At 58.6% G+C, this 25,333-nt stretch carries 29 protein-coding genes; 18 read left to right on the forward strand and 11 right to left on the reverse strand.

Annotated features, from left to right (window positions below):
* From AB5Y99_RS11685 to AB5Y99_RS11725, 9 genes are read left to right on the forward strand one after another with little or no spacing between them, the layout of a single operon-like run.
* Positions 1 to 429 carry a nuclear transport factor 2 family protein gene (locus tag AB5Y99_RS11685; RefSeq protein WP_043819061.1) on the forward strand — a complete coding sequence of 143 codons (429 nt, stop codon included), beginning with the start codon at positions 1 to 3 and terminating at the stop codon, positions 427 to 429.
* On the forward strand, positions 426 to 1,160 hold the full coding sequence (locus tag AB5Y99_RS11690) for an SDR family NAD(P)-dependent oxidoreductase (RefSeq protein WP_368209756.1): 735 nt from the start codon (positions 426 to 428) through the stop codon (positions 1,158 to 1,160). Before AB5Y99_RS11685 ends, AB5Y99_RS11690 begins: the two co-directional genes overlap by 4 nt.
* Complete coding sequence (locus AB5Y99_RS11695; protein WP_368209758.1) at positions 1,157 to 2,416, forward strand: NAD(P)/FAD-dependent oxidoreductase; 1,260 nt, start codon at positions 1,157 to 1,159, stop codon at positions 2,414 to 2,416. Before AB5Y99_RS11690 ends, AB5Y99_RS11695 begins: the two co-directional genes overlap by 4 nt.
* On the forward strand, positions 2,413 to 3,195 hold the full coding sequence (locus AB5Y99_RS11700) for a DUF1365 domain-containing protein (RefSeq protein ID WP_368209759.1): 783 nt from the start codon (positions 2,413 to 2,415) through the stop codon (positions 3,193 to 3,195). The genes AB5Y99_RS11695 and AB5Y99_RS11700 overlap by 4 nt, the downstream gene beginning before the upstream one ends.
* Positions 3,195 to 4,451, forward strand: a complete 1,257-nt coding sequence (locus AB5Y99_RS11705; protein ID WP_021230329.1) for a cyclopropane-fatty-acyl-phospholipid synthase family protein — start codon at positions 3,195 to 3,197, stop codon at positions 4,449 to 4,451. The genes AB5Y99_RS11700 and AB5Y99_RS11705 overlap by 1 nt, the downstream gene beginning before the upstream one ends.
* Before the next feature lie 2 nt (positions 4,452 to 4,453).
* A complete protein-coding gene (locus AB5Y99_RS11710) occupies positions 4,454 to 4,930 on the forward strand; it encodes a DUF2878 domain-containing protein (RefSeq protein ID WP_213386711.1) in 477 nt (158 codons plus the stop codon).
* A complete protein-coding gene (locus AB5Y99_RS11715) occupies positions 4,927 to 5,148 on the forward strand; it encodes a TIGR02450 family Trp-rich protein (RefSeq protein ID WP_019445887.1) in 222 nt (73 codons plus the stop codon). The genes AB5Y99_RS11710 and AB5Y99_RS11715 overlap by 4 nt, the downstream gene beginning before the upstream one ends.
* A complete protein-coding gene (locus tag AB5Y99_RS11720; RefSeq protein ID WP_368209762.1) occupies positions 5,105 to 5,647 on the forward strand; it encodes a chalcone isomerase family protein in 543 nt (180 codons plus the stop codon). The genes AB5Y99_RS11715 and AB5Y99_RS11720 overlap by 44 nt, the downstream gene beginning before the upstream one ends.
* A 14-nt stretch (positions 5,648 to 5,661) precedes the next feature.
* Positions 5,662 to 6,201, forward strand: coding sequence for a DUF3833 domain-containing protein (locus AB5Y99_RS11725; protein WP_111899932.1), 540 nt, complete (start codon positions 5,662 to 5,664; stop codon positions 6,199 to 6,201).
* A 63-nt stretch (positions 6,202 to 6,264) separates the two neighbouring features.
* Here the strand turns inward: AB5Y99_RS11725 and nqrM are convergent, their stop codons facing one another.
* The 9 genes from nqrM to AB5Y99_RS11770 form a co-directional block, all read right to left on the reverse strand.
* Positions 6,265 to 6,489 carry a (Na+)-NQR maturation NqrM gene (gene nqrM, locus AB5Y99_RS11730; protein WP_005338668.1) on the reverse strand — a complete coding sequence of 75 codons (225 nt, stop codon included), beginning with the start codon at positions 6,487 to 6,489 and terminating at the stop codon, positions 6,265 to 6,267.
* Between the two features lie 9 nt (positions 6,490 to 6,498).
* Positions 6,499 to 7,536 carry an FAD:protein FMN transferase ApbE gene (locus tag AB5Y99_RS11735; protein WP_005358608.1) on the reverse strand — a complete coding sequence of 346 codons (1,038 nt, stop codon included), beginning with the start codon at positions 7,534 to 7,536 and terminating at the stop codon, positions 6,499 to 6,501.
* A gap of 3 nt (positions 7,537 to 7,539) precedes the next feature.
* On the reverse strand, positions 7,540 to 8,763 hold the full coding sequence (nqrF, locus tag AB5Y99_RS11740; protein ID WP_005338656.1) for an NADH:ubiquinone reductase (Na(+)-transporting) subunit F: 1,224 nt from the start codon (positions 8,761 to 8,763) through the stop codon (positions 7,540 to 7,542).
* Between the two features lie 32 nt (positions 8,764 to 8,795).
* Positions 8,796 to 9,392 (reverse strand): NADH:ubiquinone reductase (Na(+)-transporting) subunit E, encoded by a 597-nt coding sequence (nqrE, locus tag AB5Y99_RS11745; RefSeq protein ID WP_005338645.1) that lies wholly within the window; start codon positions 9,390 to 9,392, stop codon positions 8,796 to 8,798.
* A 3-nt stretch (positions 9,393 to 9,395) separates the two neighbouring features.
* Positions 9,396 to 10,028 (reverse strand): NADH:ubiquinone reductase (Na(+)-transporting) subunit D, encoded by a 633-nt coding sequence (locus AB5Y99_RS11750; RefSeq protein ID WP_005338644.1) that lies wholly within the window; start codon positions 10,026 to 10,028, stop codon positions 9,396 to 9,398.
* A complete protein-coding gene (locus tag AB5Y99_RS11755; RefSeq protein WP_005358609.1) occupies positions 10,021 to 10,809 on the reverse strand; it encodes a Na(+)-translocating NADH-quinone reductase subunit C in 789 nt (262 codons plus the stop codon). The genes AB5Y99_RS11750 and AB5Y99_RS11755 overlap by 8 nt, the downstream gene beginning before the upstream one ends.
* A complete protein-coding gene (locus AB5Y99_RS11760) occupies positions 10,799 to 12,028 on the reverse strand; it encodes an NADH:ubiquinone reductase (Na(+)-transporting) subunit B (RefSeq protein ID WP_005338642.1) in 1,230 nt (409 codons plus the stop codon). The genes AB5Y99_RS11755 and AB5Y99_RS11760 overlap by 11 nt, the downstream gene beginning before the upstream one ends.
* 3 nt (positions 12,029 to 12,031) lie before the next feature.
* Complete coding sequence (locus tag AB5Y99_RS11765; RefSeq protein WP_005349684.1) at positions 12,032 to 13,375, reverse strand: Na(+)-translocating NADH-quinone reductase subunit A; 1,344 nt, start codon at positions 13,373 to 13,375, stop codon at positions 12,032 to 12,034.
* 434 nt (positions 13,376 to 13,809) lie between these two features.
* Entirely contained in the window at positions 13,810 to 14,124 is a 315-nt protein-coding gene (locus AB5Y99_RS11770; protein WP_181222866.1) for a BolA family transcriptional regulator, read from the reverse strand.
* Positions 14,125 to 14,328: 204 nt separating this feature from the next.
* Here AB5Y99_RS11770 and AB5Y99_RS11775 point away from each other — a divergent pair, with 204 nt between their 5' ends.
* The 5 genes from AB5Y99_RS11775 (at position 14,329) to AB5Y99_RS11795 (ending at position 19,170) form a co-directional block, all read left to right on the forward strand.
* Positions 14,329 to 15,462: a methyltransferase gene (locus AB5Y99_RS11775; RefSeq protein WP_323890785.1), complete on the forward strand. Its 1,134-nt coding sequence runs from the start codon at positions 14,329 to 14,331 to the stop codon at positions 15,460 to 15,462.
* A 17-nt stretch (positions 15,463 to 15,479) separates the two neighbouring features.
* The gene (locus AB5Y99_RS11780) at positions 15,480 to 16,064 is read left to right on the forward strand and encodes a YajG family lipoprotein (RefSeq protein ID WP_005349692.1); all 585 of its coding nucleotides are present in this window, start codon (positions 15,480 to 15,482) and stop codon (positions 16,062 to 16,064) included.
* Positions 16,065 to 16,066: 2 nt separating this feature from the next.
* On the forward strand, positions 16,067 to 16,654 hold the full coding sequence (locus AB5Y99_RS11785; protein ID WP_042053243.1) for a peptidylprolyl isomerase: 588 nt from the start codon (positions 16,067 to 16,069) through the stop codon (positions 16,652 to 16,654).
* A gap of 173 nt (positions 16,655 to 16,827) precedes the next feature.
* Positions 16,828 to 18,207 carry an MFS transporter gene (locus AB5Y99_RS11790; RefSeq protein ID WP_323890787.1) on the forward strand — a complete coding sequence of 460 codons (1,380 nt, stop codon included), beginning with the start codon at positions 16,828 to 16,830 and terminating at the stop codon, positions 18,205 to 18,207.
* Positions 18,208 to 18,363: 156 nt separating this feature from the next.
* Entirely contained in the window at positions 18,364 to 19,170 is an 807-nt protein-coding gene (locus AB5Y99_RS11795; protein ID WP_005349699.1) for an outer membrane protein OmpK, read from the forward strand.
* A 107-nt stretch (positions 19,171 to 19,277) separates the two neighbouring features.
* Here AB5Y99_RS11795 and AB5Y99_RS11800 read toward each other — a convergent pair whose 3' ends face one another.
* A complete protein-coding gene (locus AB5Y99_RS11800) occupies positions 19,278 to 19,760 on the reverse strand; it encodes a YajQ family cyclic di-GMP-binding protein (RefSeq protein ID WP_005338634.1) in 483 nt (160 codons plus the stop codon).
* Between the two features lie 200 nt (positions 19,761 to 19,960).
* On the opposite strand from AB5Y99_RS11800, the gene AB5Y99_RS11805 reads away from it, so the two are divergent.
* Both AB5Y99_RS11805 and AB5Y99_RS11810 read left to right on the forward strand, forming a co-directional pair.
* Complete coding sequence (locus tag AB5Y99_RS11805) at positions 19,961 to 20,914, forward strand: 2-dehydropantoate 2-reductase (RefSeq protein ID WP_323890789.1); 954 nt, start codon at positions 19,961 to 19,963, stop codon at positions 20,912 to 20,914.
* A gap of 37 nt (positions 20,915 to 20,951) precedes the next feature.
* Positions 20,952 to 21,512, forward strand: coding sequence for a DJ-1 family glyoxalase III (locus AB5Y99_RS11810; RefSeq protein ID WP_323890791.1), 561 nt, complete (start codon positions 20,952 to 20,954; stop codon positions 21,510 to 21,512).
* 111 nt (positions 21,513 to 21,623) lie between these two features.
* Here AB5Y99_RS11810 and AB5Y99_RS11815 read toward each other — a convergent pair whose 3' ends face one another.
* Positions 21,624 to 21,830, reverse strand: coding sequence for a hypothetical protein (locus AB5Y99_RS11815; RefSeq protein WP_323890793.1), 207 nt, complete (start codon positions 21,828 to 21,830; stop codon positions 21,624 to 21,626).
* A gap of 131 nt (positions 21,831 to 21,961) precedes the next feature.
* Here AB5Y99_RS11815 and dinB point away from each other — a divergent pair, with 131 nt between their 5' ends.
* Both dinB and AB5Y99_RS11825 read left to right on the forward strand, forming a co-directional pair.
* Complete coding sequence (gene dinB, locus AB5Y99_RS11820; RefSeq protein ID WP_279497757.1) at positions 21,962 to 23,017, forward strand: DNA polymerase IV; 1,056 nt, start codon at positions 21,962 to 21,964, stop codon at positions 23,015 to 23,017.
* Between the two features lie 66 nt (positions 23,018 to 23,083).
* The gene (locus AB5Y99_RS11825; protein ID WP_368209765.1) at positions 23,084 to 25,225 is read left to right on the forward strand and encodes a methyl-accepting chemotaxis protein; all 2,142 of its coding nucleotides are present in this window, start codon (positions 23,084 to 23,086) and stop codon (positions 25,223 to 25,225) included.
* Positions 25,226 to 25,333: the final 108 nt, after the last annotated feature.

Consider the following 25,333-nt stretch of genomic DNA (forward strand, 5'->3'; position numbering starts at 1 on the left):
ATGAACGAGCCGCTGGCCCGCTTTATTGGCCTCTATCAGCAATTGGACAAACAGCAGTTGCACCGCTTGCCCGAGGTCTATGCCGAACAGGTGGTCTTTACCGATCCGGCCCACCGTATCGAGGGGCTGGCGGCCCTTGGCGACTATTTTGCCGCCCTCTATCAGCGCCTCGCCTACTGCCGTTTCGTCATCACCAGTCAGCAGCAGCAGGGGCCGCAGGCCTGGCTCGGCTGGACCATGACCTTCTCTCACCCCAGATTGCGTGGTGGTGAGCCGGTGACGGTGGAGGGGGCCACCCGCCTCGAATTCGACGAGGCGGGCAAGGTGTGCCAGCACAGGGACTATTTTGACCTGGGCGCCATGCTCTACGAGCAGTTGCCGCTGCTCGGGCCAGTGGTGCGCACCATCAAGATGAGGCTTGGCGCATGAGCGGCCGGGTGCTGATCACAGGGGCGACCTCCGGCATCGGTCGTCAACTGGCGCTGGATTACCGGCGGGCAGGCTGGCAGGTGTGGGGTTGTGGCCGCGATGGCGAACGACTGCAGGCGCTGGGGCTGCACGGCGTCACGCCGCTGCAGTTCGATGCCCGGGATCTGGCCGCAATGAGCGGGGTGGCTGCTACGCTGCCATCCCTCGATCTGCTGATCCTCAACGCAGGCAACTGCGAGTACATGGATGTGGCGGAGGGGTTTGACAGCGAGCTGTTTGCCCGTGTCATCGACACCAATCTGACCGCCACCGGCCATGCGCTGGCCGCCTTCTTGCCGTTGCTCGGGGCTGGGTCACGGCTGGCCATCGTTAGCTCGTCGGTGAGCTGGCTGCCGCTGCCTCGGGCCGAGGCCTATGGCGCCTCCAAGGCGGCCCTCGACTATCTGGCGGATACCTTGCGCCTCGATTTGGCCAGCAAAGGGATCGGGGTGACCCTGATCCGCCCCGGCTTTGTCCAGACGCCGCTCACCGCCAAAAATGATTTTCCCATGCCCTGTCTGGTGACGGTGGAGCAGGCCTCTCGCGCCATCATGGACGGGCTGACCGCTGGTCGTCACCAGATCCACTTTCCCCGCCGTTTCATCTGGTTGCTGCGCCTGCTTGGTGCGCTGCCGGTGGGGCTCTGGCGGCGCCTTGGCCGCGCACTCGTATCGAAAGGAAGCCATTCATGAAGAAAAAGATCGCCATCGTCGGTTCAGGGATCTCGGGGCTTACCGCCGGTTTTCTGCTCCACAAACTCCATGACATCACCCTGTTTGAGGCGGCGCCGACTCTGGGCGGTCACACCGCCACCGTCGATGTGAATCAGGCTGGCCGCAGCTATGCCATCGACACCGGTTTTATCGTCTTCAACGATCGCACCTACCCCAACTTCTTGAAGTTGCTGGCACGGATCGGCATGGCGCGGCAACCGGCCGAGATGAGCTTCTCGGTGAAGAGCCCGGAGGGGCTGGAGTATAACGGCCACAACCTCGACACCCTGTTTGCCCAGCGCAGCAATCTGCTGAGTCCGCGCTTCTACGGCTTTGTCGCCGAGATTTTGCGGTTCAACCGGGAGGCACGGGCCTGGCTGGCGGATGGGCAACATCAAGGGGCTGGCCCCGAGCTGACCCTGGGAGACTTTCTGCTGGCGGGGGAGTTTAGCGACTACTTCGCCCGCCACTACATCTTGCCGATGGGGGCGGCAATCTGGTCATCGACCCTGGCCGATATGCGCGCCTTCCCCCTTGGCTTCTTCCTGCGTTTTTTTGCCAACCACGGCCTGCTCGATGTAGCCAATCGCCCCCAGTGGTATGTGATCCCGGGTGGCTCGCGGGAATATATCGGCCCCCTTACCGCGGGTTGGCAGCCGCAGATCCGCCTCGCCTGTCCGGTGCAGAGCGTGCGGCGGGACACGGACGGCGTGATGATCCAGAGCAGTTACGGCGAGGAGCGGTTTGACGAGGTGATCTTCGCCTGCCACAGCGATCAGGCGTTGGCGCTGCTGGCGGATCCCGGCGAGCGGGAGCAAGCCATCCTCGGCGACATGCCCTATCAGGCCAACGATGTCTGGCTCCATACCGATGCGCGCTGCCTGCCCACCCGTCGCAAGGCATGGGCTAGCTGGAACTATCAGCTCGATGGCAACGACGAGGCGCGGCCGCTGGTGAGCTACAACATGAATATCCTGCAGGGGGTGAACTCGCCGGAGCCCTTTTGCGTCAGCCTCAATCCCAGGGGCAAGGTGGATGAGAGCAAGGTGCTGCGCCGCTTCGTCTACCACCATCCGGTGTTCAATCAGGCTTCCATCGCCGCCCAGCAGCGGCGCGCGGAGATCTGCGGCCAGCAGCACACCCACTTCTGCGGTGCCTACTGGTACAACGGCTTCCATGAGGATGGGGTGCGCAGCGCGCTGGATGTCGCGAGGCGCTTCGGAGCCGAACTATGAACGGTGCCACCGTGGTCACCGAACATGAGGGGGCCGACGAACTGGCCGGTGTCACCAGCGCCATCTGGCAAGGCTCGGTGCGCCACCGCCGTTTCGCGCCGCGGCCCCACGCCTTCTCCTACAGCCTCTTTATGCTGGGACTGGATCTCGACGAGCTGCCGCAGCTCGAACAGGGACGCTGGTTCAGGGTTGAGCGAGCGGGGTTGCTCTCGTTTCACCGCCATGACTATCTCAAAGGCAGCGAGGGGAGCCTCAAGCAGGCGGTGTGGCAGAAGGTGAGCGAGCTGGGTGGCGATGCCGACCCCGAGGGGCGGGTACTGCTGCTTGGCAATGTGCGCTGTCTCGGGTTCTACTTCAGCCCGGTCAACTTCTACTTCTGCTACCGGCAGGGAGAGGCGCGCTATCTGCTGGCAGAGGTCTCCAACACCCCCTGGAACGAGCGTCACTACTACCTGCTGGATCTCGCGGCGCTGGCGCCCCATGACAAGGATTTTCACGTCTCCCCCTTTATGGGACTGGCGATGCGTTATCACTGGCGCATCAGACCGCCCGCGCAGGAGACTCTGATCCATATCGAGAGTCACCCCGTATCCGGTGAAGCCAAGCTGTTTGACGCCACCCTGGCGCTCACTCGCGAACCCTTGTCGCGCGAGGGGCTGGTGGCCCTGCTGGCCCGCTGGCCATGGATGACCATGAAGGTGCTGCTCGGGATCTACTGGCAGGCCCTGCGTCTTTTTATCAAACGAACCCCGATATTTACCCATCCGGAGAGCCGCTAATGGAACTTGCTCAATCAACCCTCTCTGCCTCTTTCATCGACAAGGGGGCAAGACAACTGCTGCTCAATCTGCTGGGTCGCCTAGAACATGGCCAGCTGCTGCTGCGGGATGGCGGTGAGCGCCACAGCTTTGGCGTCGCGGGTACCGATCTGCATGCCGAACTGGTGGTGCAAGATCCTGCCTTCTATCGTCGCCTGTTGCTGGGGGGCAGCATTGCCGCCGGGGAAACCTGGGTGGAGGGGCTCTGGACCAGCCCGGACCCGGTGGCGCTGGTGCGGCTGCTGGCCCGGAATCTGACCCTGCTCGACTCCCTCGAGCGGCGCCTCGGCTGGCTCAGTTTCCCGTTCAACAAGGTGCGCCACTGGCTCAACCGCAATACCCTGACAGGTTCGCGCTCCAACATCGCCGCCCACTACGATCTCGGCAATACCCTCTATCAGGGGTTTCTCGACAGCCATATGCAGTACTCGAGCGCCATCTATCCGAGTGCCGAGGCCACGCTGGAAGAGGGACAGCAGGCCAAGCTGCGCACCATCTGCGAGCGGCTGGCGCTGGGGCCTGACGATCATCTGTTGGAGATCGGCACCGGCTGGGGCGGCCTCGCCGTCTATGCCGCCCGCCACTATGGCTGCCGGGTGACCACCACTACCATCTCCCGGGCCCAGCATGATTATGCCAAGGAGTGGATTGCGCGGGAGGGGCTGGGGGATCGCATCACCTTGCTGCTGGAGGATTACCGCAAGCTGGAGGGGACGTATGACAAGCTGGTCTCCATCGAGATGATCGAGGCGGTAGGCCACGCCTTCCTGCCCGACTATTTCCGCCAGTTGTCACGGCTGCTCAAGCCCGGTGGCCGCCTGCTGATTCAGGCCATCACCATCGCCGATCAGCGCCATGCCCAGTATCTGCGCGGAGTCGATTTCATCCAGCGCTACATCTTCCCCGGTGGTTGCCTGCCGAGCGTCTCCCAGATGGCGGGGTTGCTGGCGCGGGAGACCGACATGCAGCTGGTACGGTTGCACGATCACGGCCATCATTATGCGCGCACCCTGGCTCACTGGTGCGATCGCTTTCTGGCGCTGGCGCCCGAGCTGCCCAAGCTCGGTTACAGCCAGGATTTCATCCGGCTGTGGCACTTCTACTTTGCCTATTGCGAGGGGGGATTCTGGGAGCGCACCATCAGTCTGGTGCAGCTGGAGGCCGCCAAGCCGGGGCCTGCTGGCTGGTCGGGTGATGTGCCAGTAAGCGGTCACTGACCATGTGGCAGTGGGCTCACCTGCTGGGGTTCAACCTCTACTGGTTGCTGGCGGTGAAGTGGCAGCAGCCGGGCCCGCTGCTGGCAATGTTGCTGCTGCACTTTATCTTCTCACCCAGCCGCCTGCGTGACTGGCGGCTGCTCCCCATCGCGGTCGTCGGCTGTCTGCTGGATACCCTGCTCTGGCAGCTCGGCCTGTTCCGTTTCCCGTCCGGTTTTCCCCTCTGGCTGGTGCTGCTCTGGCTCGGTTTTGCCCTGACGCTGGCCCACGGTATGCGCTGGCTGCTGCGCTTGCCTCGCTGGCAGCAGGCGCTGTTTGGCGTATTTGGCGGTGCTTCCTCCTATGTGGCGGGGGCCGCCATGGGGGCAGTAAACTTACCCTGGGGCATCTGGATCAGCACGGCGCTGCTGGCAGTGATCTGGATGTGGTGGTTACCCGTACTCCTGTGGGTAATGGTCAAGCTGGAGGGTGAGTCATGACAAACACCTTTTCGACCGACTCGTTGCTTTTTTCCAAATGGACCAAAGAGAGCCAGCATGAGCTGACGGATCGCTTCTATCTGGTGGTTGCCTGCCAGCGGGATGCGCAAGGTCGGCTGGTGCAGGTGGTGATGCAGGATATCAACACCCTGCAGGAACAGGAGATGGACTGGCATGAACTGGAAGACCCCAACCACTGGCATATGGGGTGGAATTAACCCGCTGCTGCTGGCGTTTACGCTCTTTACTGCAACCGCGGTGCAGGCTTCTTCCGCCCCCTGGCAGCAGTTGCGCCCGGTCGGGCAGGGGGAGATGAACTGGCTCTGGTTCAAGCTCTACGATGCCACCCTCTACAGTGTGAGCGGGCGCTATCAGCCCGGTCACTATCCGCAGGCCCTGATCCTCACCTATGCCAGAGCCATCGAGCGGGAAGATCTGCTGAGCGCCACTGCCGCCGAGTGGCAGCGACTCGGTCTTGGCACTGAAGTCGAGCGTCAGCGCTGGCTCGGCCAGCTCGCATCACTCTGGCCCGATGTGCAGGCAGGTGACAAGCTCACCTTCTATGTCGACAAGGGCGGGGTAGGCCACTTCTGGTGGCAGGAAAAACCCCTCGGCACTCTGGCCGATCCGCAATTCTCGGCCGCTTTTCTCGCCATCTGGCTGGCTGACAACAGCCGCGATCCCGCCCTGACCCGCCGCCTGCGTGGCCAACCCTGAACATGGAGTCTCTGATGCCTTTCTATCGTGCATACCGCTGGTTGTTGTTGCTCCCCTTTCTGCTGCTGGGTGGCTGTGGTGCCAGTCTCGATGACTATCGGGGGCAGGGGCCAAACTGGGATCTCGCCCGTTTCTTCAATGGCAAATTGGTGGCTCACGGCCTGGTGACCGACCGCAGCGGCGAAGTGACCAGTCGCTTTCGGGTCGAGATGGTGGGTCGTTGGAAGGATGGCAAGGGAGAGCTGTTCGAGCAGTTCTACTTTGATGATGGCCGCCAGCAGACCCGTACCTGGTATCTGAGCAAGGGCGATGATGGTCATTGGCGCGGTACTGCTTCCGATGTGGTGGGGGAGGCGGTGGGTAAAACCCAAGGGTTTGCCCTCAACTGGCGTTATCAGCTCGATCTGGCGCTGCCGGATGGCGAGGTGGTGCGGGTGAGCTTCGATGATTGGATGTACCTGCTGGACGAAGAGCGTCTGATCAATCGTGCCGAGATCAGCAAGTTCGGTATCCATCTTGGCGAAGTGATCCTCTATATCGAACGTCAGCCCTGACCGTTAACGCCCAGTAAAAAGCGCGCCGATGGCGCGCTTTTGTTTACCGAAAAACCAGAGTCATCAGATGATGCGGTTCTCTTCCAGCATCTTGCGACGGGCCTCTTCCTTGGCCATCTTCTTCTTGCGGTTGTCGCAGGGTTCCGGGCAATCGCACTCTTTCTCGATGCCGACACTACCCAGACCGCCACAGGAGCCGGAGATGGTCTTCTTCTGGAAGATGTAACCTATAGCCATGGCGGCTATCACCAGCATGAATACCCCGAAGGTGATCAGAAAAATCTGCATCTCTACCTCTTACTTCTTGACCAGATAGGGCTTGAAGGCATCGGAGTAAGCCTCTTCAAAGCCGTTGTCCGTCTTGGTGATCACGAAGATCGCCAGGCCGCGCTCGTTGGCATAGGCCAGGCTTTTCTCGGTCCCCATCACCATAAACACGGTGGCCAACCCGTCTGCAGTCATGCAGGAGGGATGGATCACGGTGACCGACACCAGACGGTGCTGGATCGGTTTGCCGCTGCGCGGATCTATGGTGTGGGAGAAGCGCTGACCATCCAGTTCATAGTAGTTGCGGTAATCGCCGGAGGTGGCTACCCCGTTGTCACCGGGCACGATCACCTCTTGCACCGTGCCGGTGCCTGCGGTGGGCTTCTCGATGGCGACGCGCCAGGGGTGACCCTTGCCGTTGACGCCATTGATCCGCAGCTCGCCGCCAATCTCCACCAGATAGTTACGCGCACCCAGTGACTCCAGATACTCGGCTACCTTGTCCACACCAAAGCCCTTGGCGATGGCAGAGAGATCGACGTAAAGATCCGGAATGTCTTTTTGCAGGGTATCGGCATCCACCGAGGTGATGACGTGCAGGTTGCCCAGACCGGTCTTCTGGCGAGTCTGGGTGATCAGCTCGTCGGAGGGGACCTTGGTCGGCTTCTTGTCCGGGCCAAAGCCCCACAGATTGACCAAGGGGCCAACGGTGACGTCCAGCGCCCCCTGGCTCTCACGGCCAATGTGAATGGCCTCTGTGACGACCCGTGCGGTATCGCGGGAGACCACTACCGGTTTGTTGTCACGGCTCTGGTTGAAGCGCGACAGTTCGGAATCGGGGCGATAGGTCGACATCTGATCGTTGACCCGCTCCAGCAAGACATCGACCTCGGCCTGCAATTTGGCTGGATCGGTGATGGCGCTGTCCGCCACCTTGATGGAGTAGTAAGTGCCCATGGTGCTACCGGTGATGTGGATCTCCGGTTTGGATTGGACCGTCTCCTGACCGCACCCAGTCAAGAAAAAGGCTAGCCCGAAGGCTAGCCAGGTCTTTACAACACTGTGCATGGATTAACCACCAAAGTCATCCAACAGGATGTTTTCGTCTTCAACGCCCAAATCTTTGAGCATGTTGATGACGGCAGCGTTCATCACCGGAGGTCCACACATGTAGAACTCGCAATCTTCCGGTGCTTCGTGGTTCTTGAGATAGTTCTCGTAGAGCACGTTGTGGATGAAGCCGGTGTAGCCGTCCCAGTTGTCTTCCGGTTGCGGATCAGACAGGGCGACGTTCCAGGTGAAGTTCTCGTTCTCGGCGGCGAGCATGTCAAAGTCTTCGACATAGAACATTTCGCGCTTGGAACGGGCACCGTACCAGAAGCTCATCTTGCGCTTGGACTTCAGGCGACGCAGCTGGTCGAAGATATGGGAACGCATCGGCGCCATACCTGCACCACCACCGATGAATACCATTTCGGCATCGGTATCTTTGGCGAAGAACTCACCGAACGGACCGGAGATAGTCACCTTGTCGCCAGCCTTGAGGCTGAAGATGTAGGAGGACATCTGTCCCGGAGGGGCAGTCCAGTTGCTCGGGGGCGGGGTCGCGATACGCACGTTCAGCATGATGATGCCGAACTCTTCCGGATAGTTGGCCATGGAGTAGGCACGGATGATTGGCTCATCGACCTTGGACTCCAGCTCAAAAATCTTGAAGCGATCCCAGTCACCGCGATACTCCTCGGGAATATCGAAGTTCTTGTAGTGCACGTGGTGAGCCGGGGCTTCAATCTGGATATAACCACCGGCGCGGAACGGCACGCTCTCGCCATCGGGGATCTGCAGCTTGAGCTCCTTGATGAAGGTGGCCTTGTTATCGTTGGAGATAACAGTACATTCCCACTTCTTCACCCCGAAGATCTCTTCCGGCAGTTCGATATCCATGTCGGAGCGAACGGTAACCTGACAGGCCAGACGCTCGCCATGACGGGCTTCGCCCTTGCTGATGTGATCCAGTTCGGTCGGCAGAATGTCGCCGCCACCGGATTTCACCCGTACCTTGCACTGGCCGCAGGAGCCACCGCCGCCACAGGCGGAGGAGACGAAGATACCGCTGCCAGCCAGCACGCCGAGCAGCTTGCCACCGGCCGGGCTGGTCACAGCCTTGGCCGGGTCACCATTGATGCTGATTGTCACGTCGCCCGCGGTCACCAGCTTGGACTTGGCGAACAGAATGACTGCCACCAGTGCCAGCAGGATCACGGTAAACATGACCACACCCAAAATAATTTCCATCTATCGTTCCTTTCTGATTGCAGGAAAGCCGATTACAGGGAGATACCAGAGAAGGACATGAAGCCCAGCGCCATCAGACCGGCGGTGATGAAGGTGATGCCCAGACCGCGCAGGCCTTCCGGAACATCGGAATACTTCATCTTCTCGCGGATACCAGCCAGCGCAACGATCGCCAGCATCCAGCCTGCCCCTGAACCCACACCGTAGACCACAGACTCCATGAAGTTGTAGTCACGCTGCACCATGAAGGAGACGCCACCGAAGATGGCGCAGTTCACGGTGATGAGCGGCAGGAAGATACCCAGCGCGTTGTAGAGTGCCGGGAAGTACTTGTCCAGCGCCATCTCCAGGATCTGTACCAGTGCTGCAATCACACCGATGAAGGTGATGAAGCTCAGGAAGCTCAGATCCAGACCGGATACCAGAGCGCCATCTTTAAGCACGTAGTTGTAGATCAGGTTGTTGGCAGGAACCGCGATGGTCTGCACCACAATAACGGCAATACCCAGACCCATGGAGGTCTTGACCTTCTTGGACACCGCCAGGAAGGTACACATCCCCAGGAAGAAGGAGAGTGCCAGGTTTTCGATGAAGATCGATTTAATCAACAGACTCAGATAGTGTTCCATACCTTAATCCTTCGCCTCCACCTGCTTGGGATCCTTGGTGCGAACGCCCCAAATGATCAGACCAATGATGAAGAATGCACTCGGCGGCAGCAGCAGTAGGCCGTTGGGCACATACCAGCCACCGTTGTTCACCAGCGGCAGCAGCTCGATGCCGAACCAGGTGCCGGAGCCCAGCAGTTCACGCACGGTCGCGACACTCAGCAGAATGGCACCATAGCCCAGACCGTTGCCGATACCATCCAGGAAGGAGGGCAGCGGGGCACTCTTCATGGCGTACGCTTCAGCGCGGCCCATTACGATACAGTTGGTGATGATCAGACCCACGAAGACCGACAGTTGCTTGGAGATGTCATAGGCGTACGCCTTGAGCACCTGGTCAACCACGATAACCAGTGAGGCGATGATCGCCATCTGTACGATAATCCGGACGCTGTTCGGGATCTGGTTGCGGATCAGGGAGATGAACAGGTTTGAGAAGGCGGTGACCGCCATGACCGCGAGGGTCATTACAAACGCAGTTTTCATCTGGCTGGTAACCGCCAGTGCAGAACAGACACCCAGCACCTGCAAGGCGATGGGGTTGTTGCCCAGCACAGGCGTCAACAGCAACTTCTTCATTTCGCTCTTGTCAGCCATTGTTGATTTCTCCTGCACGAACCTTGGCCAGGAAAGGACCGAAGCCCTTGGGACCCATCCAGAAGTCGAAGGTATGCTGTACGCCGTTACCGGTCAGAGTGGCACCGGAGAGACCATCGATCTCGTGCTCGGAGCCCGCCGGAGCATGGCCCTTGATGACGCGCAGCGCCGGCATGCCATTCTGGTCGAACAGTTTCTTGTCCTTGAACAGCGCCTGCCAGGCCGGGTTTTCGATCTCGCCACCCAGACCCGGTGTTTCACCGTGGTCATAGTAGGTGATGCCCTTGATGGTCTGGCCATCAGCGGCAACGGCGACGAAGGCATACATGGTCGACCACAGACCCTGACCGTAGATGGGCAGGATGATGCTGTCGATCTTGCCTTCGGCATCCTTGGCGAAGAATACCGGGATCTGCTTGGAGATCTGACGCAGGCTGGCCTTGTCGTCAGCGGCGGCAAGACGGATGCTGCGGGCCGGATCTTTGGCTGCTTGCTTGGTGTCGAAGTTGTCGGCATCGCCGTCAACAAAGTCACCGGTCGCCAGATCCACCAGACGCGCTTCGATCTTCTCGCCATACAGTTTGGCCAGGTCGCGCTTGGCCACTTCGCTCACATCCACACCGGCTACGGAGAGAATGTTGCTCTGCTTGTCCAGCGCCTTGTTTTCCTGCTGGGTAGAACGCAGGCCCACAGCGGCAACAGATACCACGATGGAACAGGCCAGACACAGGCCGGTGACCACGCTGACGGTGCCGAGGGTTGAATCTTTATTAAACGCCACGAGCAATCCTCCGCTTGATGTTTGCCTGAGCGACGAAGTGGTCAAACAGGGGAGCAAACAGGTTCGCAAACAGAATGGCCAGCATCATGCCTTCTGGGAACGCAGGGTTGACCACGCGAACCAGCACGACCATTACGCCGATCAGGGCGCCATACCACCACTTGCCTTTGTTGGTAAAGGCTGCGGAGACAGGGTCGGTCGCCATGAAGGCCATACCGAAGGCGAAGCCACCCAGTACCAGATGCCAGTGCCACGGCATGTTGAACATGGGGTTGGTATCGGAACCGATGACGTTGAATAGCAGGGAGGTGGCGATCATACCGATCATCACGCCGGCGATGATGCGCCAGGAGGCGATGCGCATGTAGACGATCATGGCGGCACCCAGCAGGATCATCAGGGTAGAGACTTCACCGATGGAACCCGGCAGGTTACCCAGGAAAGCGTCCATCCAGCTGATAGCCTGGCCGGTTGCACCGTTGATCAGCGCCATCTGGCCGCCTTGGGCCCACTGGCTCAGGGCCGTCGCGCCGGAGAAGCCGTCAACGGCAACCCATACGGCGTCACCGGAGATCTGGCCCGGGTAGGCGAAGAACAGGAACGCACGACCAGCCAGCGCCGGGTTCAGGAAGTTCTTGCCGGTACCACCGAACACCTCTTTGGCCATCACCACACCGAAGGTGATACCCAGTGCAGCTTGCCACAGGGGCAGCTCGGGCGGCACGATCAGGGCAAACAGGATGGAGGTTACGAAGAAGCCTTCGTTGATCTCGTGTTTGCGCACCATGGCGAACAGCACTTCCCAGAAACCACCGACAAAGAAGACGGTGATATAGATTGGGAAGAAGTGGGTGGCGCCAATCAGCATCTTGCTGCCGATACCGGCAACAGCCGGATCGAGGGAGGCGCCCAGCATGGTAGCCAGGGCATATTGCCAGCTGCTGGCACCAGCAGCCGAGCCCATGTGGGCAATGGCGGCAATCGCCTGGTTACCAACGTTGTACATGCCCCAGAACATGGCCGGGAACACGGCCAGCCACACCATGATCATCATGCGCTTCAGATCGAGCGCATCACGAACGTGGGAGGCGTTGCGGGTAACGCTACCCGGGGTGTAGAACAGGGTGTACGCCGCTTCGAACAGGGCATAGTACTTGGCGTACTTTCCACCCGGTTCGAAGTGGTGTTCCATATTTTCAAGAAGTTGCTTGAAACTCATCGCTTAACCTTCCAGTTCAATCTTGGTCAGGCACTCACGCAAGATCGGGCCGTACTCTGTCTTGCCGGGGCAGACAAAGGTACAGAGCGCCAAATCTTCCTCATCCAGCTCCAGGCAGCCCAGTGCTTGCGCACCATCGGTATCGCCGGAGACCATGTCCCGCAGCAGCAGGGTTGGCAGGATGTCGAGTGGCATCACCCGCTCATAGTTGCCGATAGGCACCATGGAACGGTCACTACCGTTGGTAGTGGTGGTGAAGTTGATCAGCTTGCCCTTCATCAGATGAGAGAGGGTGGTACGGGTGATAGAGAACTTGTTGGCGCTGGGGTTGATCCAGCCCAGGAACTCTTTCTCGCGACCTTCACCCAGCACGCAAACCTGATTGTGGTAGCGGCCCAGGTAGTCGTGAACACCTTCGGCTTTGGCACCACTCAGGATAGAACCGGAGATGATACGGTTTTCGTCGGCACGCAGCTCATTATTGGTGAGCTGGCTGATGCAGGCGCCCAGACGGGTACGCAGCAGACGCGGCTTGAGCACGTTCGGGCCGGCAAGGGCGATCACCTTGTCAGTGAAGATCTGACCGGTGGTGAACAGCTTGCCGAATGCGATCACATCCTGATAGTTGATGTGCCACTGCACCTTGGTGCTGCTGACCGGATCCAGGAAGTGGATATGGGTACCCGGCAGACCGGCAGGGTGCGGACCAACGAAGATCTCTTCCTTGACCTGAGCCAGCGGAGAGTGGGGCAGACTGCCTTCGCCTTTACAGACGTAGACGGCGCCGTCGGTCAGGCGGGTCAATACGGCCAGACCATCGAGGAAGGCCTGCGGCTGTTCCTTGATAATCAGCTCGGCATCGGCTGCCAGCGGGTTGGTGTCCATTGCAGTCACAAAGATGGCGCGCGGGGCAGACGCTACCGCAGGGACTTTGCTGAACGGACGGGTACGCAACGCAGTCCACTGACCTGATGCGACCAGGATCTCTTGCACCTTGCTGCGCTCGAGCTTGGCCAGCTCGGCAGAGGCAAAGTGCTCAAACGTCACCTGTTCATCGGAACCGTCGAGGTCGATGACCACAGACTGGAGAACACGTTTGGCACCACGGTTGATCTCTGAAACCACACCGGTGGCAGGAGCTGTGAATTTAACGCCCGGATTCTTCTTGTCTTCAAAAAGATCCTGACCTTTGATGACGCGATCACCTACTTTGACGAACATAGTAGGTCGCATCCCCACAAACTCCTCGCCCAGTGTCGCAACACGGGTGATGGCGGGGCCATCGTAGATTACTTGCTCTGGCGCACCCAGCACGGGGATGTCCAGTCCTCTTTTGATTGTAATCATACTTACTTGCACTACCGTTACGGGAGAGGTTGGTTAGCGCCGAGAAATACATCACGACGGGTGGTTGAATGAGTCGATGTTGTGGTTGCGCCAGGTGGGCAGGCTCAACAATTATTCAACATGCAGGCTCACTCAAAAGCGCTTGAGTTTACCACTTAAGGTGCATTTTCTGCCATGCCAAATGGGCAAAATCCCCGTGCCATCACAAAATTAACCTGCAATGAATAAGCCCCCGACACCTTGTAAGTAGTGGTTTTAAAGGTTTTTTTATTTCGATACCTCGATGGGGGTATTTGCCGTTGTCTCCACTATCAGCAAAAAGCCTTGATGCCGAAATATACCCCCTTGGATGTAGCCTTTTCGGGGCCAATGGGGGAAATATGTTTAATTTTTGTTGGCAGGTTATCGAGGAGAATCCTGTGGTACAACCGCTTTCAGGAGAGTGACGGTTTGCCAACGCAGCTCGGGGTGCGCGGGGCGTGGCCTTTTTCCTGCCACTCGCTCTCTGTGTAGGTATGCAGCGCCAGTGCATGAACGGCACCGGCCAGCTCATCGGCCAGCACCGAATTGACCTGACGATGACGGGCCAGCAGCCGCTGCCCTGCAAATTGCTCGCTGACGATCACCACCTTGAAGTGGCTTTCAGATCCCGGTTCCACACGGTGCATGTGGCTCTCGTTGATCACCTCCAGCACGGTGGGGGAGAGGGCGGCGCTCAGTTTGGCTTCAATCAGTTGTTGGATGGTCATCGGATCGGCTTCCAGGGTGAATGTCGGGCCATTCTATCGGCAGTCGCGGGATGGAATAAGCCCCCGTAAGAGGGAAATCACCCGTCAGTTTCCCCCTTGATGCGCATCGAACTGGTGAAATTCCTGCTCCTCGCTAGAATAGCGCCACTTTGCGTCGCCCCTGGCGCCTGTATACACGAATCAAGCCGAGGTTGGACTCTTCCTATGCAAACCCTTCTCGACACTCCCCATTGCCAGCTCACGCTCTACCGCTATCCGCGCCAGAGTCAGGAGACCCTGCAAGCCTGGGATGCGGCTGACGAATATCTGATCAACACCTTGGCGGAGTCCCCCCTCGAGCAGGCGGGCCCCGTCATCGTCATGAATGATGGCTTTGGCGCGCTGGCCGCCTATTTACATACGCACTCCCCTTGCTGCGTCACCGACTCCTACATCAGTGAGCGGGCGACCCTGGCCAATCTGGCCGAAAACGGACTGGATGCAGGCGGGATCCGCTTGCAGGATGCGCTGGCGCCGCTGCCCGATGCCCCTGCGCTGGTGGTGATCAAGGTCTCCAAATATCAGGCACTGCTGGAGCAGCAACTGCTGGCATTGCGTGCGGTGGTGACACCGGCAACCCGCGTTATCGCTGCCGGCAAGGCGAAGGATATTCATACCTCCACCCTCAAGTTGTTTGAGAAGTATTTGGGGCCTACCCGTACCTCGCTGGCCTGGAAAAAGGCGCGCCTCATTCACTGCGAGCCGCAGGCAGAACGTCCCGCGCTGGCCAACCCCTTCCCGACTGTCTGGCCGCTGGAGGGGAGTGGCATGCTCATCCACAACCATGCCAACGTCTTCTCGCGCACCAGTCTCGATATCGGTGCCCGTTTTATGCTGGACAACCTGCCCATCCACAGTGCCCGCAAGGTGATCGATCTGGGCTGTGGCAACGGGGTGCTGGGTCTGTCGCTGCTCGCCAAAGACAGCGAGGTGGAGGTGACCTTTATCGATGAATCCTATATGGCAGTTGCCTCGGCACAGCTCAACGTCGAGCACAATCTGCCCGATGCACTGCCGCGCGCCCGTTTTATGGTCAATAACTGTCTCGACGGGGTGGCGGTCGGCTCGGCGGATCGGATCCTCTGCAACCCTCCTTTCCATCAGCTGCAGGCGATCACCGATCATATCGCCTGGCAGATGTTCAGCGATGCGCACCGGGTGTTGCCTCAAGGGGGTGAACTCTGGATAGTAGGCAACCGTCATCTGGACTATCACAACAAACTCAAGCGCTTGTTTGCCAACGCACAAGTCGTTGCGTCGAACAGCAAATTCGTTATTTTGAAAGCCATCAAACGCTAAAGCCAAAGGAAACCATGATGAAAAAGTCACTCTTGCTGCTGGCCGCCCTGATGCTGGGCGGGTGTGCAACTCATTGGCCGGAGACAGCGCTGCTCAATCCGCAGGTGATCCCCGCCAACCAGCAATACTACTCTGGCAATCGCATCACCATGGAAGGGGTAGACAAGCGTGAGGCTGCCTACGTCTTCTCCATCAAACATAAAGAGAAAGCGCCCGTGCTGGTCAACAGCGAGCGTCCGCTCAACCTGCTGATGGCCGAGCGGCTGGCCGAAGGTCTGCGCAGCCAGGGTCTGGAAGTGGGCAACAGTGGCACCACCAACCTGACGCTGGTGATTTCCAACGCCGCAGTCAATGTGGAAGAGAAGACCTTTACCTATGTCACCAAATCCCGCGTCAGCCTGCAGGTGATCGCCGATTTTCAGGGCAACCGTCTGACCAAGCAGTTCAACATGTCCTCCAGCAAGGAGAGCCCGAGCGAGCCAAGCATGGCCGACCTGGAGTCTACACTGAACCTGCAACTGGGTAGCGTGCTGCAGCAGATCATGGCGGATGACGCGCTGCGCGGTTACCTGAAAGGTCAACCGAACGGTGCAGGGGTCTGATGATGAAAAAACTCTGGTTGCTGGCCATGCTGATCGCCCCGCTGGCGTTCGCAGGCCCGAAAGTCAGAATGGAGACCAACCACGGCAATATCGTGGTGGAACTGGCGTCCAAGCAGGCGCCCCAGACGGTAAAGAACTTCCTGCGCTACGTGGCTGATGGCAGCTATGACGGCAGCATCTTCCACCGGGTGATCCAGGATTTCGTGGTGCAGGGTGGGGGCTACAACCAGCAGTTCCAGCAATTGCCGACTTATGAGCCTGTGGTCAACGAGTCGCGCGGCGGTCTGCCCAACAAGCGTGGCTCCATCGCCATGGCCCGTACTCAGGCAGTTGACAGCGCTACTCGCCAGTTCTACTTCAATCTGGTCGACAACAATAACCTCAACGCCGGTGGCTCTGCGGGTTATACCGTGTTCGGTCAGGTGGTGCAGGGGATGGAGGTGCTGGACAAGCTGGCTCAGGTACAGACCGGTTACAGCCCCATTTTGCGTGCCAACGATGTGCCGACCAGTCCCATCATTCTGAAGAAGGTGGTCTTGCTGGCAGAAACTCCGGCAGACAAGAAAGTCGACAAGAAAGCGGGCAAGTAACTCTCGCCGGACGCGGTTCGTCACCTCGCCCTCGTCAGGCCACAATAAAAGGCTCATCCCATTCGGGATGAGCCTTTTCTCTATCCGGGCTTCTTTTGCCTATCTCTTTGCTCGCCTTGGCTATCTGCCATCAACCTGCCAAAATGACGCACTTTTCCAAAGTCGTCAGGTAGTTGAACATGATCCGCAAACCAAGCTGGAGAGAGTCCCTCGCCGTCTATCTCGAATTTCGGGTGTTTATTCTCTTTGCCATGGGTTTTTCATCGGGTCTGCCGTTGCTACTGGTGTTCGGTACCCTCTCATTCTGGTTGCGCGAGGCCGATGTCAGCCTGACCGATATCGGCTATATGAGCTGGGTGGCGCTCGCCTATGGCTTTAAATGGCTGTGGTCGCCGCTGGTGGATCGCATGCCGCTGCCGTTGCTCTCCGCGCTGCTGGGGCGTCGCCGTAGCTGGATGTTCTTCTCCCAGCTGCTGATTGCCGCCGCGCTGGTCGGCATGGCGTTCTGTGATCCCAAGACCGAGCTGGCCCAGCTGGCGATGTTTGCCCTGCTGGTGGCCTTTGCCTCGGCCACGCAGGATATCGTTATCGATGCCTATCGCATCGAATCCGCCCCCGAGCGGCTGCAGGCGGCGATGGCTGCCTCCTACATGACCGGTTACCGACTGGCAATGATCATGGCGGGCGCCGGTGCGCTGGCGCTGGCAGCATGGTTTGGCAGCAATAGTGGCTATGACTATCGTGGCTGGCAGATTACCTATCTGGTGATGGCGGGTCTGATGTCACTCGGGGTTATCACCACGCTGTTTTGCCACGAGCCGGATATCGATCTGGCCGAGCAGGGCAAACAACAGGCTGAACGCAAGGCGCAGCTCCTGGAAAAAGGGTGGCCTGCGCTGCTGGCGAGTGCGGGGGCCTGGGGCTATGAGGCCGTCTGGTGTCCGTTCGCCGACTTCTTTCGTCGCTATGGCAGCTCGGCGCTGCTGATCCTGGCTCTGATCGCCTGCTACCGGGTTGCTGATGTGGTGATGGGGGTGATGTCCAACAGCTTCTATGTGGATATGCAGTTCAGCAAGACCGAGGTTGCGACCATTACCAAGGTGTTTGGCGTCATCATGACGCTGGTGGGGGCTGCGCTGGGGGGCGTGCTGGTGATGCGCTTCGGCACGCTGCGCATCCTGTTCTTGGGGGCGCTGCTCACCGCCAGCACCAACCTGTTGTTTGCCCTGCTCAATCAGGTTGGTCACAACCTGGAGCTGCTGACCCTGATCATTTCCCTCGACAACCTCAGTGCCGGTATCGCGACCGCGGCCTTCGTGACCTATCTCTCCAGCCTGACCAATGTGGCATTTTCGGCCACTCAGTACGCCCTGTTCAGCTCGGTAATGTTGCTGCTACCCAAGTTGCTGGCCGGTTTTTCCGGGCGGGTTGTGGAGCAGATTGGCTACAGTGCCTTCTTTGTCGGAACCAGTTTATTGGGCTTGCCCGTGTTGTTGTTGATTGTGCTTGTCGCCAGAAAAGGGAGTGAGTTGCTCTCAACGGCTGACAAATAGCAAGCGTTTGCGTAGAATCGGGGGTGATTAGATTCACACTTCCGGATAAAGTTCCCGAGAAGTTGTTTCACCCCCAATTTTATTTGATTAGAATCCCTCTCGCTCCTTGTGGGCAGGCTACGGAAAACCTCAACTAACGCACAAGAGACCAATAAAATGGCCAAATTTACCAAGACTCTGATCGCTGCCGGTCTGCTGGCTGCTGCCGCTACCCCGGCCTTCGCTGCTGACTACAGCGGTGATATCCACAAGAATGACTACAAGTGGATGCAGTTCAATATCATGCACACCATCGATCAGAAGCCCCATGGTCCGGATGGTTACAACGATACTTATTTCGAGATGGAGTTTGGTGGTCGTTCAGGCATTTTTGACCTGTATGGTTACGTCGATTACTTCGATATTTTTGACTCCAAGCACAGCGACAAGCACAAGCAAGAAAACCTCTTCATGAAGTTTGCTCCGCGTGTATCTCTGGATGCATTGACTGGCCAAGACCTCTCTTTTGGTCCGGTGCAAGAAGTTTACGTTGCCACCCTGTTTAACATCGGTGGTGTACAAGGCCTGAATGATGCATTTGTAGGTCTGGGTGCTGACGTTATGGTGCCGTGGTTCGGCAAAGTTGGTATGAACCTGTACAAGCGTCATGCTAACGAAACCTTCAGTGGTCAAGGCGAAGGCTGGAACGGCCAACAGTTCTCCATGAACTGGTTCAAACCTTTCTATACCTTCTCCAATGGCAGCTTCGTCTCTTACCAAGGTTATCTGGATTACACCTGGGGCATGAAAGAAACCAGTCATTCTGATGGTCTGGGAACCTTCCACGGTATCTACTGGCATTCCGACCGTTATGCCGTTGGCTACGGTCTGAAGTACTTCAACGAAATCTACGGTATCGACAACTCTGACGCGTTCAAGTCTACCGGTTTCGGCCACTACTTCTCTGTTACCTACAAGTTCTAATAAAACTTGGGGTACAAAAAACCGGAGCATCTGCTCCGGTTTTTTTATGGCCGCGATTTAGATAGCGTGGCGCGAGTCATCAAGTGCGCCACGGCTGAGTGGATAAATCAGTCGCGGAAGTTCTGGAACTGCATCGGTTGACCCAGTTCGGCGCCACGGACCAGTGCCATGGTCTCTTGCAGATCGTCACGCTTCTTGCCGGTGACACGTACTTCATCACCCTGGATGGCGACCTGTACCTTGATCTTGGAGTCCTTGATCAGCTTGACCAGCTTCTTGGCGATCTCTTTCTCGATCCCCTGCTTGAATTTGACGGTCAGGTGGAAACGCTTGCCGGAGTGAACCGAGTCACCCACTTCCATGGAGCTGTTTTCGATGTTGCGCTTGAGCAGGGCGCCGCGCAGGATTTCGACCATCTGCTTGAGCTGGAAATCGGCATCGGCTTCCAGTTTTACCTCTTCCTTGTTCAACTCGAAGCTGGCTTCTACCCCACGAAAATCGAAACGGGTGGCCAGTTCACGATTGGCGTTGTCGACAGCGTTCAACACCTCGTTCATTTTGACTTCAGAGACAATATCGAATGACGGCATAGCCGGAGCTCCTCATGTTGCGTTATCGGGGGGCAAATCTACCAGAAAACGGGCAAATTTGCTGATTTTGATGGGGTTGCTCTGCTAGAATCCCCTGCGCACAGGACGGATGGACCCGTTAGTGTCCACCAGCGACATCTTCACTTATCCCCGGTAACAGGTTGAGAGGATTGCAACCCTTACCCTGACAGAGTCACACCATGCCAAGCGGATTAAAAAATTCCCGACAGCCCGTTATTCCACCCGTTGCTCCAAAGTGGTCACTGTTGGGTTGTGGCGCCCTCGGCGGCGTTTTTGCCTCCCTGCTGACCCAGAGTGGTCAATCAACCCGTGTCTTGTTGCGCGAACATCATAAGTCCACGCTCCATCCGGGGATCGATTTCACCTCGCTGGAGGGGCATGTCCAGCTGCTCAATATCGAGCGCGGGTTTGTCAGCAAACCCGGCAAGATCCAGCGTCTGCTGGTGATGACCAAGGCCAGTCAGGTGATTGCCGCACTGACACCGCTGGTGGGCAATCTGGATGCTGGCGTGCCGATCGTGCTGCTGCACAACGGGATGGGCATTGCCGAGCAGGTGGTCGAGATGTTCCCGCACAATCCGGTGATTGCCGGTGTCACCAGCCATGGCGCCATGCAGTGCGGCCATTTTGTCTTCCGTCATACTGGCAAGGGTGAAACCTGGCTTGGCCCGATCAACGACGCCGCCAAGGCCCATGCCGCGCTCGCGGATGAGCTGGCGCTGGCACTGGGGCAGGCTGGCTGGGATGAGCAGGTATTGACGCGCCAGTGGCAAAAGCTGGCCATCAACTGTGCCATCAATCCCCTGACGGCCCTCTACAAGCTGAAAAATGGCGAGCTGGCTGGCCCCCGTTTTGCCGATGCCCTGCAGCAGATCTGCGTGGAAGTGGCGGATGTGATGTGTGCCGAAGGGATTGCAACCACGGCAGAGGAGTTGCAACGCCGGGTGATGACAGTGGTGGAACTGACCGCTGACAATTACTCCTCCATGCATCAGGATATGGAGCTGGGACGCGAGACCGAGATTGAGGCCATTACCGGCTTCCTGTTGGCCAAGGCTGCCCGGCATGGCATTGCCGTACCGGTCAATCAGGGTCTCTATCAGGCGATTAAAGAGAAGAGCCAGGCCGTCTGATCTTTTACATGGCAGAGCAAGCAGCAAGGAGTCGAACGTGAGTGTACTGGTGCTGGTGGCTCCCGGGTCGGAAGAGATAGAGACGGTCGCTATTGTCGATACCTTGGTGCGTGCCAGCATCGAGGTGGTGCTGGCCTCTTGCTGCCCTGCAGGGTCTCGGCAGGTGAAGGCATCGCGCGGGGTGCAGCTGGTGGCCGATTGTCATATCGACGAGCTGACCCGTCGGGACTTTGAAGCCATCGTGGTACCCGGTGGTCTGCCCGGCAGCGAAGTGATCCGCGATACCCCGCTGGCCATCGATCTGCTCAAAGAGCAGGCCGCTCTTGGCCGCTGGCGCGCTGCCATATGCGCCGCCCCTGTGGTGCTCTTGCAACATCACGCGCTGCTGGGTGATGCCATCGTCACCTGTCATCCCGGCTTTCAGTCCCGACTACCGACATCGCAGCTGTCACGTGAGCGGGTCGTCAGGGATGAGGCTCATCGCCTTATCACCAGTCAGGGGCCGGGCAGTGCCATCGAGTTTGCGCTTGAACTGGTCCGGGTGCTGCGTGGGGATGAGGTGGCTGCCACTGTTGCTGGCCCTATGGTGCTGCCTTGAGCGCACTCTGCTGCAGAATCAAGCTGGCCATGCTTTGAAAAACGGGCCCCGAGCGTTTTGATCGGGGCCCGTTTGTTATCTGCCGTTGTCGGTCACGCCATCTTGTCCGGCTCAGTAGTCGTACTGTGAGCACTGTTTTTTGTTGTACTCAGTTTTCCAGCGTGCCAATTCTTGCTCTGTGCCGAGCTTGTCCCCTTTCTTGATGGCCTGTTCCAGTATATCAATCCGGTCGTACAGCCAGCGGCACTCTGCCGTCGGGTTGTTCTTGCCGATGCCGGTCAACGGCAGCAAACAGAGTCCCAGCCAAAGATATTTCATCCCGAACGCTCCTTGTCATTGTGGTAGTAAAGGTCTCCTTGGAGTCTACTATTTTAGCCGCAACGAGAGAGATAGAGCTGCGGTTATCCTTGGGGTAAGATGATGCCATGTCTGTTTATTTATACAGTGGTATGCGCAAGATCATCCATATCGACATGGACTGCTTTTTTGCCGCGGTGGAGATGCGGGACAATCCGGCGTTGCGGGAGGTGCCGCTCGCCATCGGTGGGGCCTCCGAGCGGCGCGGCGTCATCTCGACCTGCAACTATGTGGCGCGCCGGTTCGGGGTGCGTTCCGCCATGCCGAGCGCGCTGGCGAAAAAACTCTGCCCGCCGCTGGTACTGATCCCTGGGCGAATGGCGGTGTACAAGGATATCTCCCGTCAGCTCAGGTCCATTTTCCTCCGCTATACCGATCAGGTTGAACCACTGTCGCTGGATGAGGCTTACCTCGACGTGACCCACAGTCGCTGTTGTGGCGGTAGCGCCACCCTGATGGCGCAAGAGATCCGGCAAGCCATCGTCACCGAACTGGGATTGACCGCCTCGGCCGGAGTGGCTCCCAACAAGTTTCTCGCCAAGCTTGCCTCGGAGCAGCGCAAGCCTGATGGTCTGTTTGTCATTCGTCCCGACGAAGTGGCCGAATTTGTCTGCCAGTTGCCCCTCGGCAAACTGCCCGGGGTGGGGCGCAAGACTGCCGAGCGGCTGGAGGCGCAGGGGCTTTACACCTGTGAGGATGCGCGGGCCTTGTCTGCACAAGAGCTGTGCTGCCGTTTTGGCAAGCTGGGGGAGATGCTGACGACCCGGATCTGGGGGCTGGATGAACAGCCGGTGCAGGCGCACCGGATCCGCAAAACCATCGGGGTGGAGACCACCTTGGCGAGCGATGTTTGTGACGAAGCCGCCTGCCTGACGGTATTGCAGCAACTGCTGCCGGAGCTGGAGCGGCGATTTCAGCTGGCGTGTCCTGCCGAGCAGGTGATGGGGCAGGGGATTAAACTCAAGTTTGCCGACTTCCACCAGACCACCGTCTATCGCAGTCAGGGTGGCTATCAGCCAGCCTTGTTCGTTCCCCTGCTCAAAGAGGGGCTACAGCGGGCGCAAGGGCGTTCGGTTCGCCTGCTGGGCTTGGTGGTGGGTTTGCCAAAAGAGGGTGAAGTTAATCAACTCTCGCTGGATTTGCTGTGAGAGAGTTAAGTTTTTGTTTATAAAGTCGATAATCTATCCATATCTGTATGACGTAGGAATATTGGCATGAGCGCTCTTTCTGTCCAGGGTCGGATTACCCTGATCGCCGGTTGCTGTCTGTTGGTGACAGCCGCCGCTCTGGTTGCCTCTTCGATTTACAACGCGAACAAGATGCAACAGCAGGTGCGGCAAGCCACCATGCACGAGGCGCAGCAGTCTGCCGAGAACTGGATGAAGGCGATGGGCTCGGAGCAGGCGGCCAAGGTGACCAGCTATCTCGATGAAGCCTATTTCCGCGCCAGTTTGCTGGCGGAGAGCGTGTTGTTCCAGCGCAAGAATGCGGCCGAGAACTTTGTCCATTCGGAGGCGCTGCGCAGCGCCGTCAATCAGCAACTGCACGATGCCGTTGCCTCATCGACCAATCTGCTTGGTGTCTATGCGGTGTTCGAGCCTGATCAGCTGGATGGGGAAGACAGCAACTATCAGGGCTCAACGGCGTTGGGTTCCAACGACAAGGGGCGTTTTTCCAGTTACTGGGCCTATGACAACGGCAAGATAGAGCCGGAAGTGCAGAATGAGGATGTACTGGCCGATGAGAGCCCGACCGAGGCTGGTGGAATCGAAAACGAGTGGTATCGCTGCAGTATTCGCACCCGTTCCCTCTGCCTGCTGGAGCCCTATCTGGACGATGTGGGCGATAAACAGATATTGATGACCTCGGTGACGGTCCCGCTACTGGAGCAGGAGACTTTGCTGGGGATGGTCGGGGTCGATATCTCGCTGGCCACTTTGCAGAGTCTGGTCAGTACCATGGACAAGGAGCTCTATGACGGCAAGGGCAGAATCTTGCTGGTCAGTCACGAGGGGCGCGTGGCGGGAGCCGATGAGTTCGATGTGACCATGGGGCGTGGGCTGGATCAGAAGTATCAGGGGCTGGCCAGCGAGCTGAAAGGCTGGCTCAGTCAGGGGCAGGAGCTGACTCGCTGGAGCAGCGATGGCACCTTGTTGCAGACCTTTGTCCCGGTATCCATGCGTGGCACCGACCGTAAATGGGGCATCTACATTGAATTGCCACGGGCAGTAGTACTGGCATCGGCCCAGCAACTGCAAGATGAGCTGGCCAGTGAGGCCAATCGCAGCGTGGTCTCGCAGTTGTCGATTGGAGTGCTGATCTCGCTGGTGGCCCTGAGCTTTATCTGGTTGATGGCGCGCCAGATTGTGGCGCCCATCCGCGCTGTAGTTGCCCGTCTCAAGGATATCGCCAGCGGCGAGGGGGATTTGACCCAGCGCATCGAGATCCAGCGGCAAGACGAGATCGGCGAGCTGGCCAAGTGGTTCAACGGCTTCCTCAACAAGTTGCAATCCACCATCAGTCAGGTGATTGATACCGTCTCCGGTACGCGCAACAGTGCCGAGCGAGCCGCGCAAGTGGCCGAGCGCACCAGCAGTGGCATGCAGGCCCAGTATCAGGAGATCGATCTGGTGGCGACGGCATTTGAAGAGCTGAGCGCCACGGCGTTGCAGGTCTCCGGTAATGCCGGCTCGGCGGTGGCGGCTGCCAACACCACTGATGCTGCGGCGCAAGAGGGAAAATATGTCGTTGCCGACACCCAGGAGGCGATGCGCAAGCTGATGACCATCATCAACGATGCCCAGCCGGTGGTGGAACGGCTCTCCGCCAACAGCGACAACATCAATGACATCCTCATCGTGATCCAGGGGATTGCCGAGCAGACCAACTTGCTGGCGCTGAATGCAGCTATTGAAGCGGCGCGGGCCGGTGAGCAGGGCCGTGGCTTTGCCGTGGTGGCCGATGAGGTGCGCAATCTGGCGGGTCGCACCCAGAATGCCATCGTCGAGATCCAGACCCTGATCAGCCAACTGCAATCCGGTACCGGCGCCGTGGTCAAGGCGATCCGCGATGGTCATGGTCAGGCTGACGAGACGCTTGCCAAGGTAGATCTCTCGGTACAGGTGCTGGAGCAGATTATCCAGTCGGTCTCCACCATCCATCAGATGAACGAGCAGATTGCCCGGGCGGCGCAGGAGCAGAGCCGGGTGGCGGACGAGATCAACCGTAACGTCAGCAACATTCGCGATGTGAGCCACACCATTCGGGCCGAGGCGGCGACCTCCGCCGAAAATGGTCGCGAGCTCTCTGCGCTGGCGGACAAACAGCAGCAGCTGGTGGGGCAGTTCAAGGTATAGAAGGGATGAAAAAAGGCGCCATCCAGCTGGAGGCGCCAAACACATTCAGATGACAGACTGGGTCAAACCGGTGAGATTTGAGCCCCTCTTCCCGCAGAGGAAGAAACA

The sequence above is a fragment of the Aeromonas sp. R4-2 genome, from assembly GCF_040908295.1.
In the GTDB taxonomy this organism is placed as follows: Bacteria; Pseudomonadota; Gammaproteobacteria; order Enterobacterales; family Aeromonadaceae; genus Aeromonas; species Aeromonas veronii.

Excerpts from the sequence above, each read along its gene's own strand:
- AB5Y99_RS11775 (WP_323890785.1), top strand. The coding sequence starts at position 14,329 with ATGCAAACCCTTCTCGACACTCCCCATTGCCAGCTCACGCTCTACCGC.
- dinB (WP_279497757.1), top strand. The coding sequence starts at position 21,962 with ATGCGCAAGATCATCCATATCGACATGGACTGCTTTTTTGCCGCGGTG.
- AB5Y99_RS11795 (WP_005349699.1), top strand. The coding sequence starts at position 18,364 with ATGGCCAAATTTACCAAGACTCTGATCGCTGCCGGTCTGCTGGCTGCT.
- AB5Y99_RS11695 (WP_368209758.1), top strand. The coding sequence starts at position 1,157 with ATGAAGAAAAAGATCGCCATCGTCGGTTCAGGGATCTCGGGGCTTACC.
- AB5Y99_RS11685 (WP_043819061.1), top strand. The coding sequence starts at position 1 with ATGAACGAGCCGCTGGCCCGCTTTATTGGCCTCTATCAGCAATTGGAC.
- AB5Y99_RS11780 (WP_005349692.1), top strand. The coding sequence starts at position 15,480 with ATGAAAAAGTCACTCTTGCTGCTGGCCGCCCTGATGCTGGGCGGGTGT.
- nqrF (WP_005338656.1), bottom strand. The coding sequence starts at position 8,763 with ATGGAAATTATTTTGGGTGTGGTCATGTTTACCGTGATCCTGCTGGCA.
- AB5Y99_RS11705 (WP_021230329.1), top strand. The coding sequence starts at position 3,195 with ATGGAACTTGCTCAATCAACCCTCTCTGCCTCTTTCATCGACAAGGGG.
- AB5Y99_RS11700 (WP_368209759.1), top strand. The coding sequence starts at position 2,413 with ATGAACGGTGCCACCGTGGTCACCGAACATGAGGGGGCCGACGAACTG.
- AB5Y99_RS11725 (WP_111899932.1), top strand. The coding sequence starts at position 5,662 with ATGCCTTTCTATCGTGCATACCGCTGGTTGTTGTTGCTCCCCTTTCTG.
- AB5Y99_RS11735 (WP_005358608.1), bottom strand. The coding sequence starts at position 7,536 with ATGCACAGTGTTGTAAAGACCTGGCTAGCCTTCGGGCTAGCCTTTTTC.
- AB5Y99_RS11815 (WP_323890793.1), bottom strand. The coding sequence starts at position 21,830 with ATGAAATATCTTTGGCTGGGACTCTGTTTGCTGCCGTTGACCGGCATC.
- AB5Y99_RS11710 (WP_213386711.1), top strand. The coding sequence starts at position 4,454 with ATGTGGCAGTGGGCTCACCTGCTGGGGTTCAACCTCTACTGGTTGCTG.
- AB5Y99_RS11720 (WP_368209762.1), top strand. The coding sequence starts at position 5,105 with ATGAACTGGAAGACCCCAACCACTGGCATATGGGGTGGAATTAACCCG.
- AB5Y99_RS11690 (WP_368209756.1), top strand. The coding sequence starts at position 426 with ATGAGCGGCCGGGTGCTGATCACAGGGGCGACCTCCGGCATCGGTCGT.
- AB5Y99_RS11805 (WP_323890789.1), top strand. The coding sequence starts at position 19,961 with ATGCCAAGCGGATTAAAAAATTCCCGACAGCCCGTTATTCCACCCGTT.
- nqrM (WP_005338668.1), bottom strand. The coding sequence starts at position 6,489 with ATGCAGATTTTTCTGATCACCTTCGGGGTATTCATGCTGGTGATAGCC.
- AB5Y99_RS11770 (WP_181222866.1), bottom strand. The coding sequence starts at position 14,124 with ATGACCATCCAACAACTGATTGAAGCCAAACTGAGCGCCGCCCTCTCC.
- AB5Y99_RS11760 (WP_005338642.1), bottom strand. The coding sequence starts at position 12,028 with ATGAGTTTCAAGCAACTTCTTGAAAATATGGAACACCACTTCGAACCG.
- AB5Y99_RS11765 (WP_005349684.1), bottom strand. The coding sequence starts at position 13,375 with ATGATTACAATCAAAAGAGGACTGGACATCCCCGTGCTGGGTGCGCCA.
- nqrE (WP_005338645.1), bottom strand. The coding sequence starts at position 9,392 with ATGGAACACTATCTGAGTCTGTTGATTAAATCGATCTTCATCGAAAAC.
- AB5Y99_RS11750 (WP_005338644.1), bottom strand. The coding sequence starts at position 10,028 with ATGGCTGACAAGAGCGAAATGAAGAAGTTGCTGTTGACGCCTGTGCTG.
- AB5Y99_RS11785 (WP_042053243.1), top strand. The coding sequence starts at position 16,067 with ATGAAAAAACTCTGGTTGCTGGCCATGCTGATCGCCCCGCTGGCGTTC.
- AB5Y99_RS11715 (WP_019445887.1), top strand. The coding sequence starts at position 4,927 with ATGACAAACACCTTTTCGACCGACTCGTTGCTTTTTTCCAAATGGACC.
- AB5Y99_RS11800 (WP_005338634.1), bottom strand. The coding sequence starts at position 19,760 with ATGCCGTCATTCGATATTGTCTCTGAAGTCAAAATGAACGAGGTGTTG.
- AB5Y99_RS11825 (WP_368209765.1), top strand. The coding sequence starts at position 23,084 with ATGAGCGCTCTTTCTGTCCAGGGTCGGATTACCCTGATCGCCGGTTGC.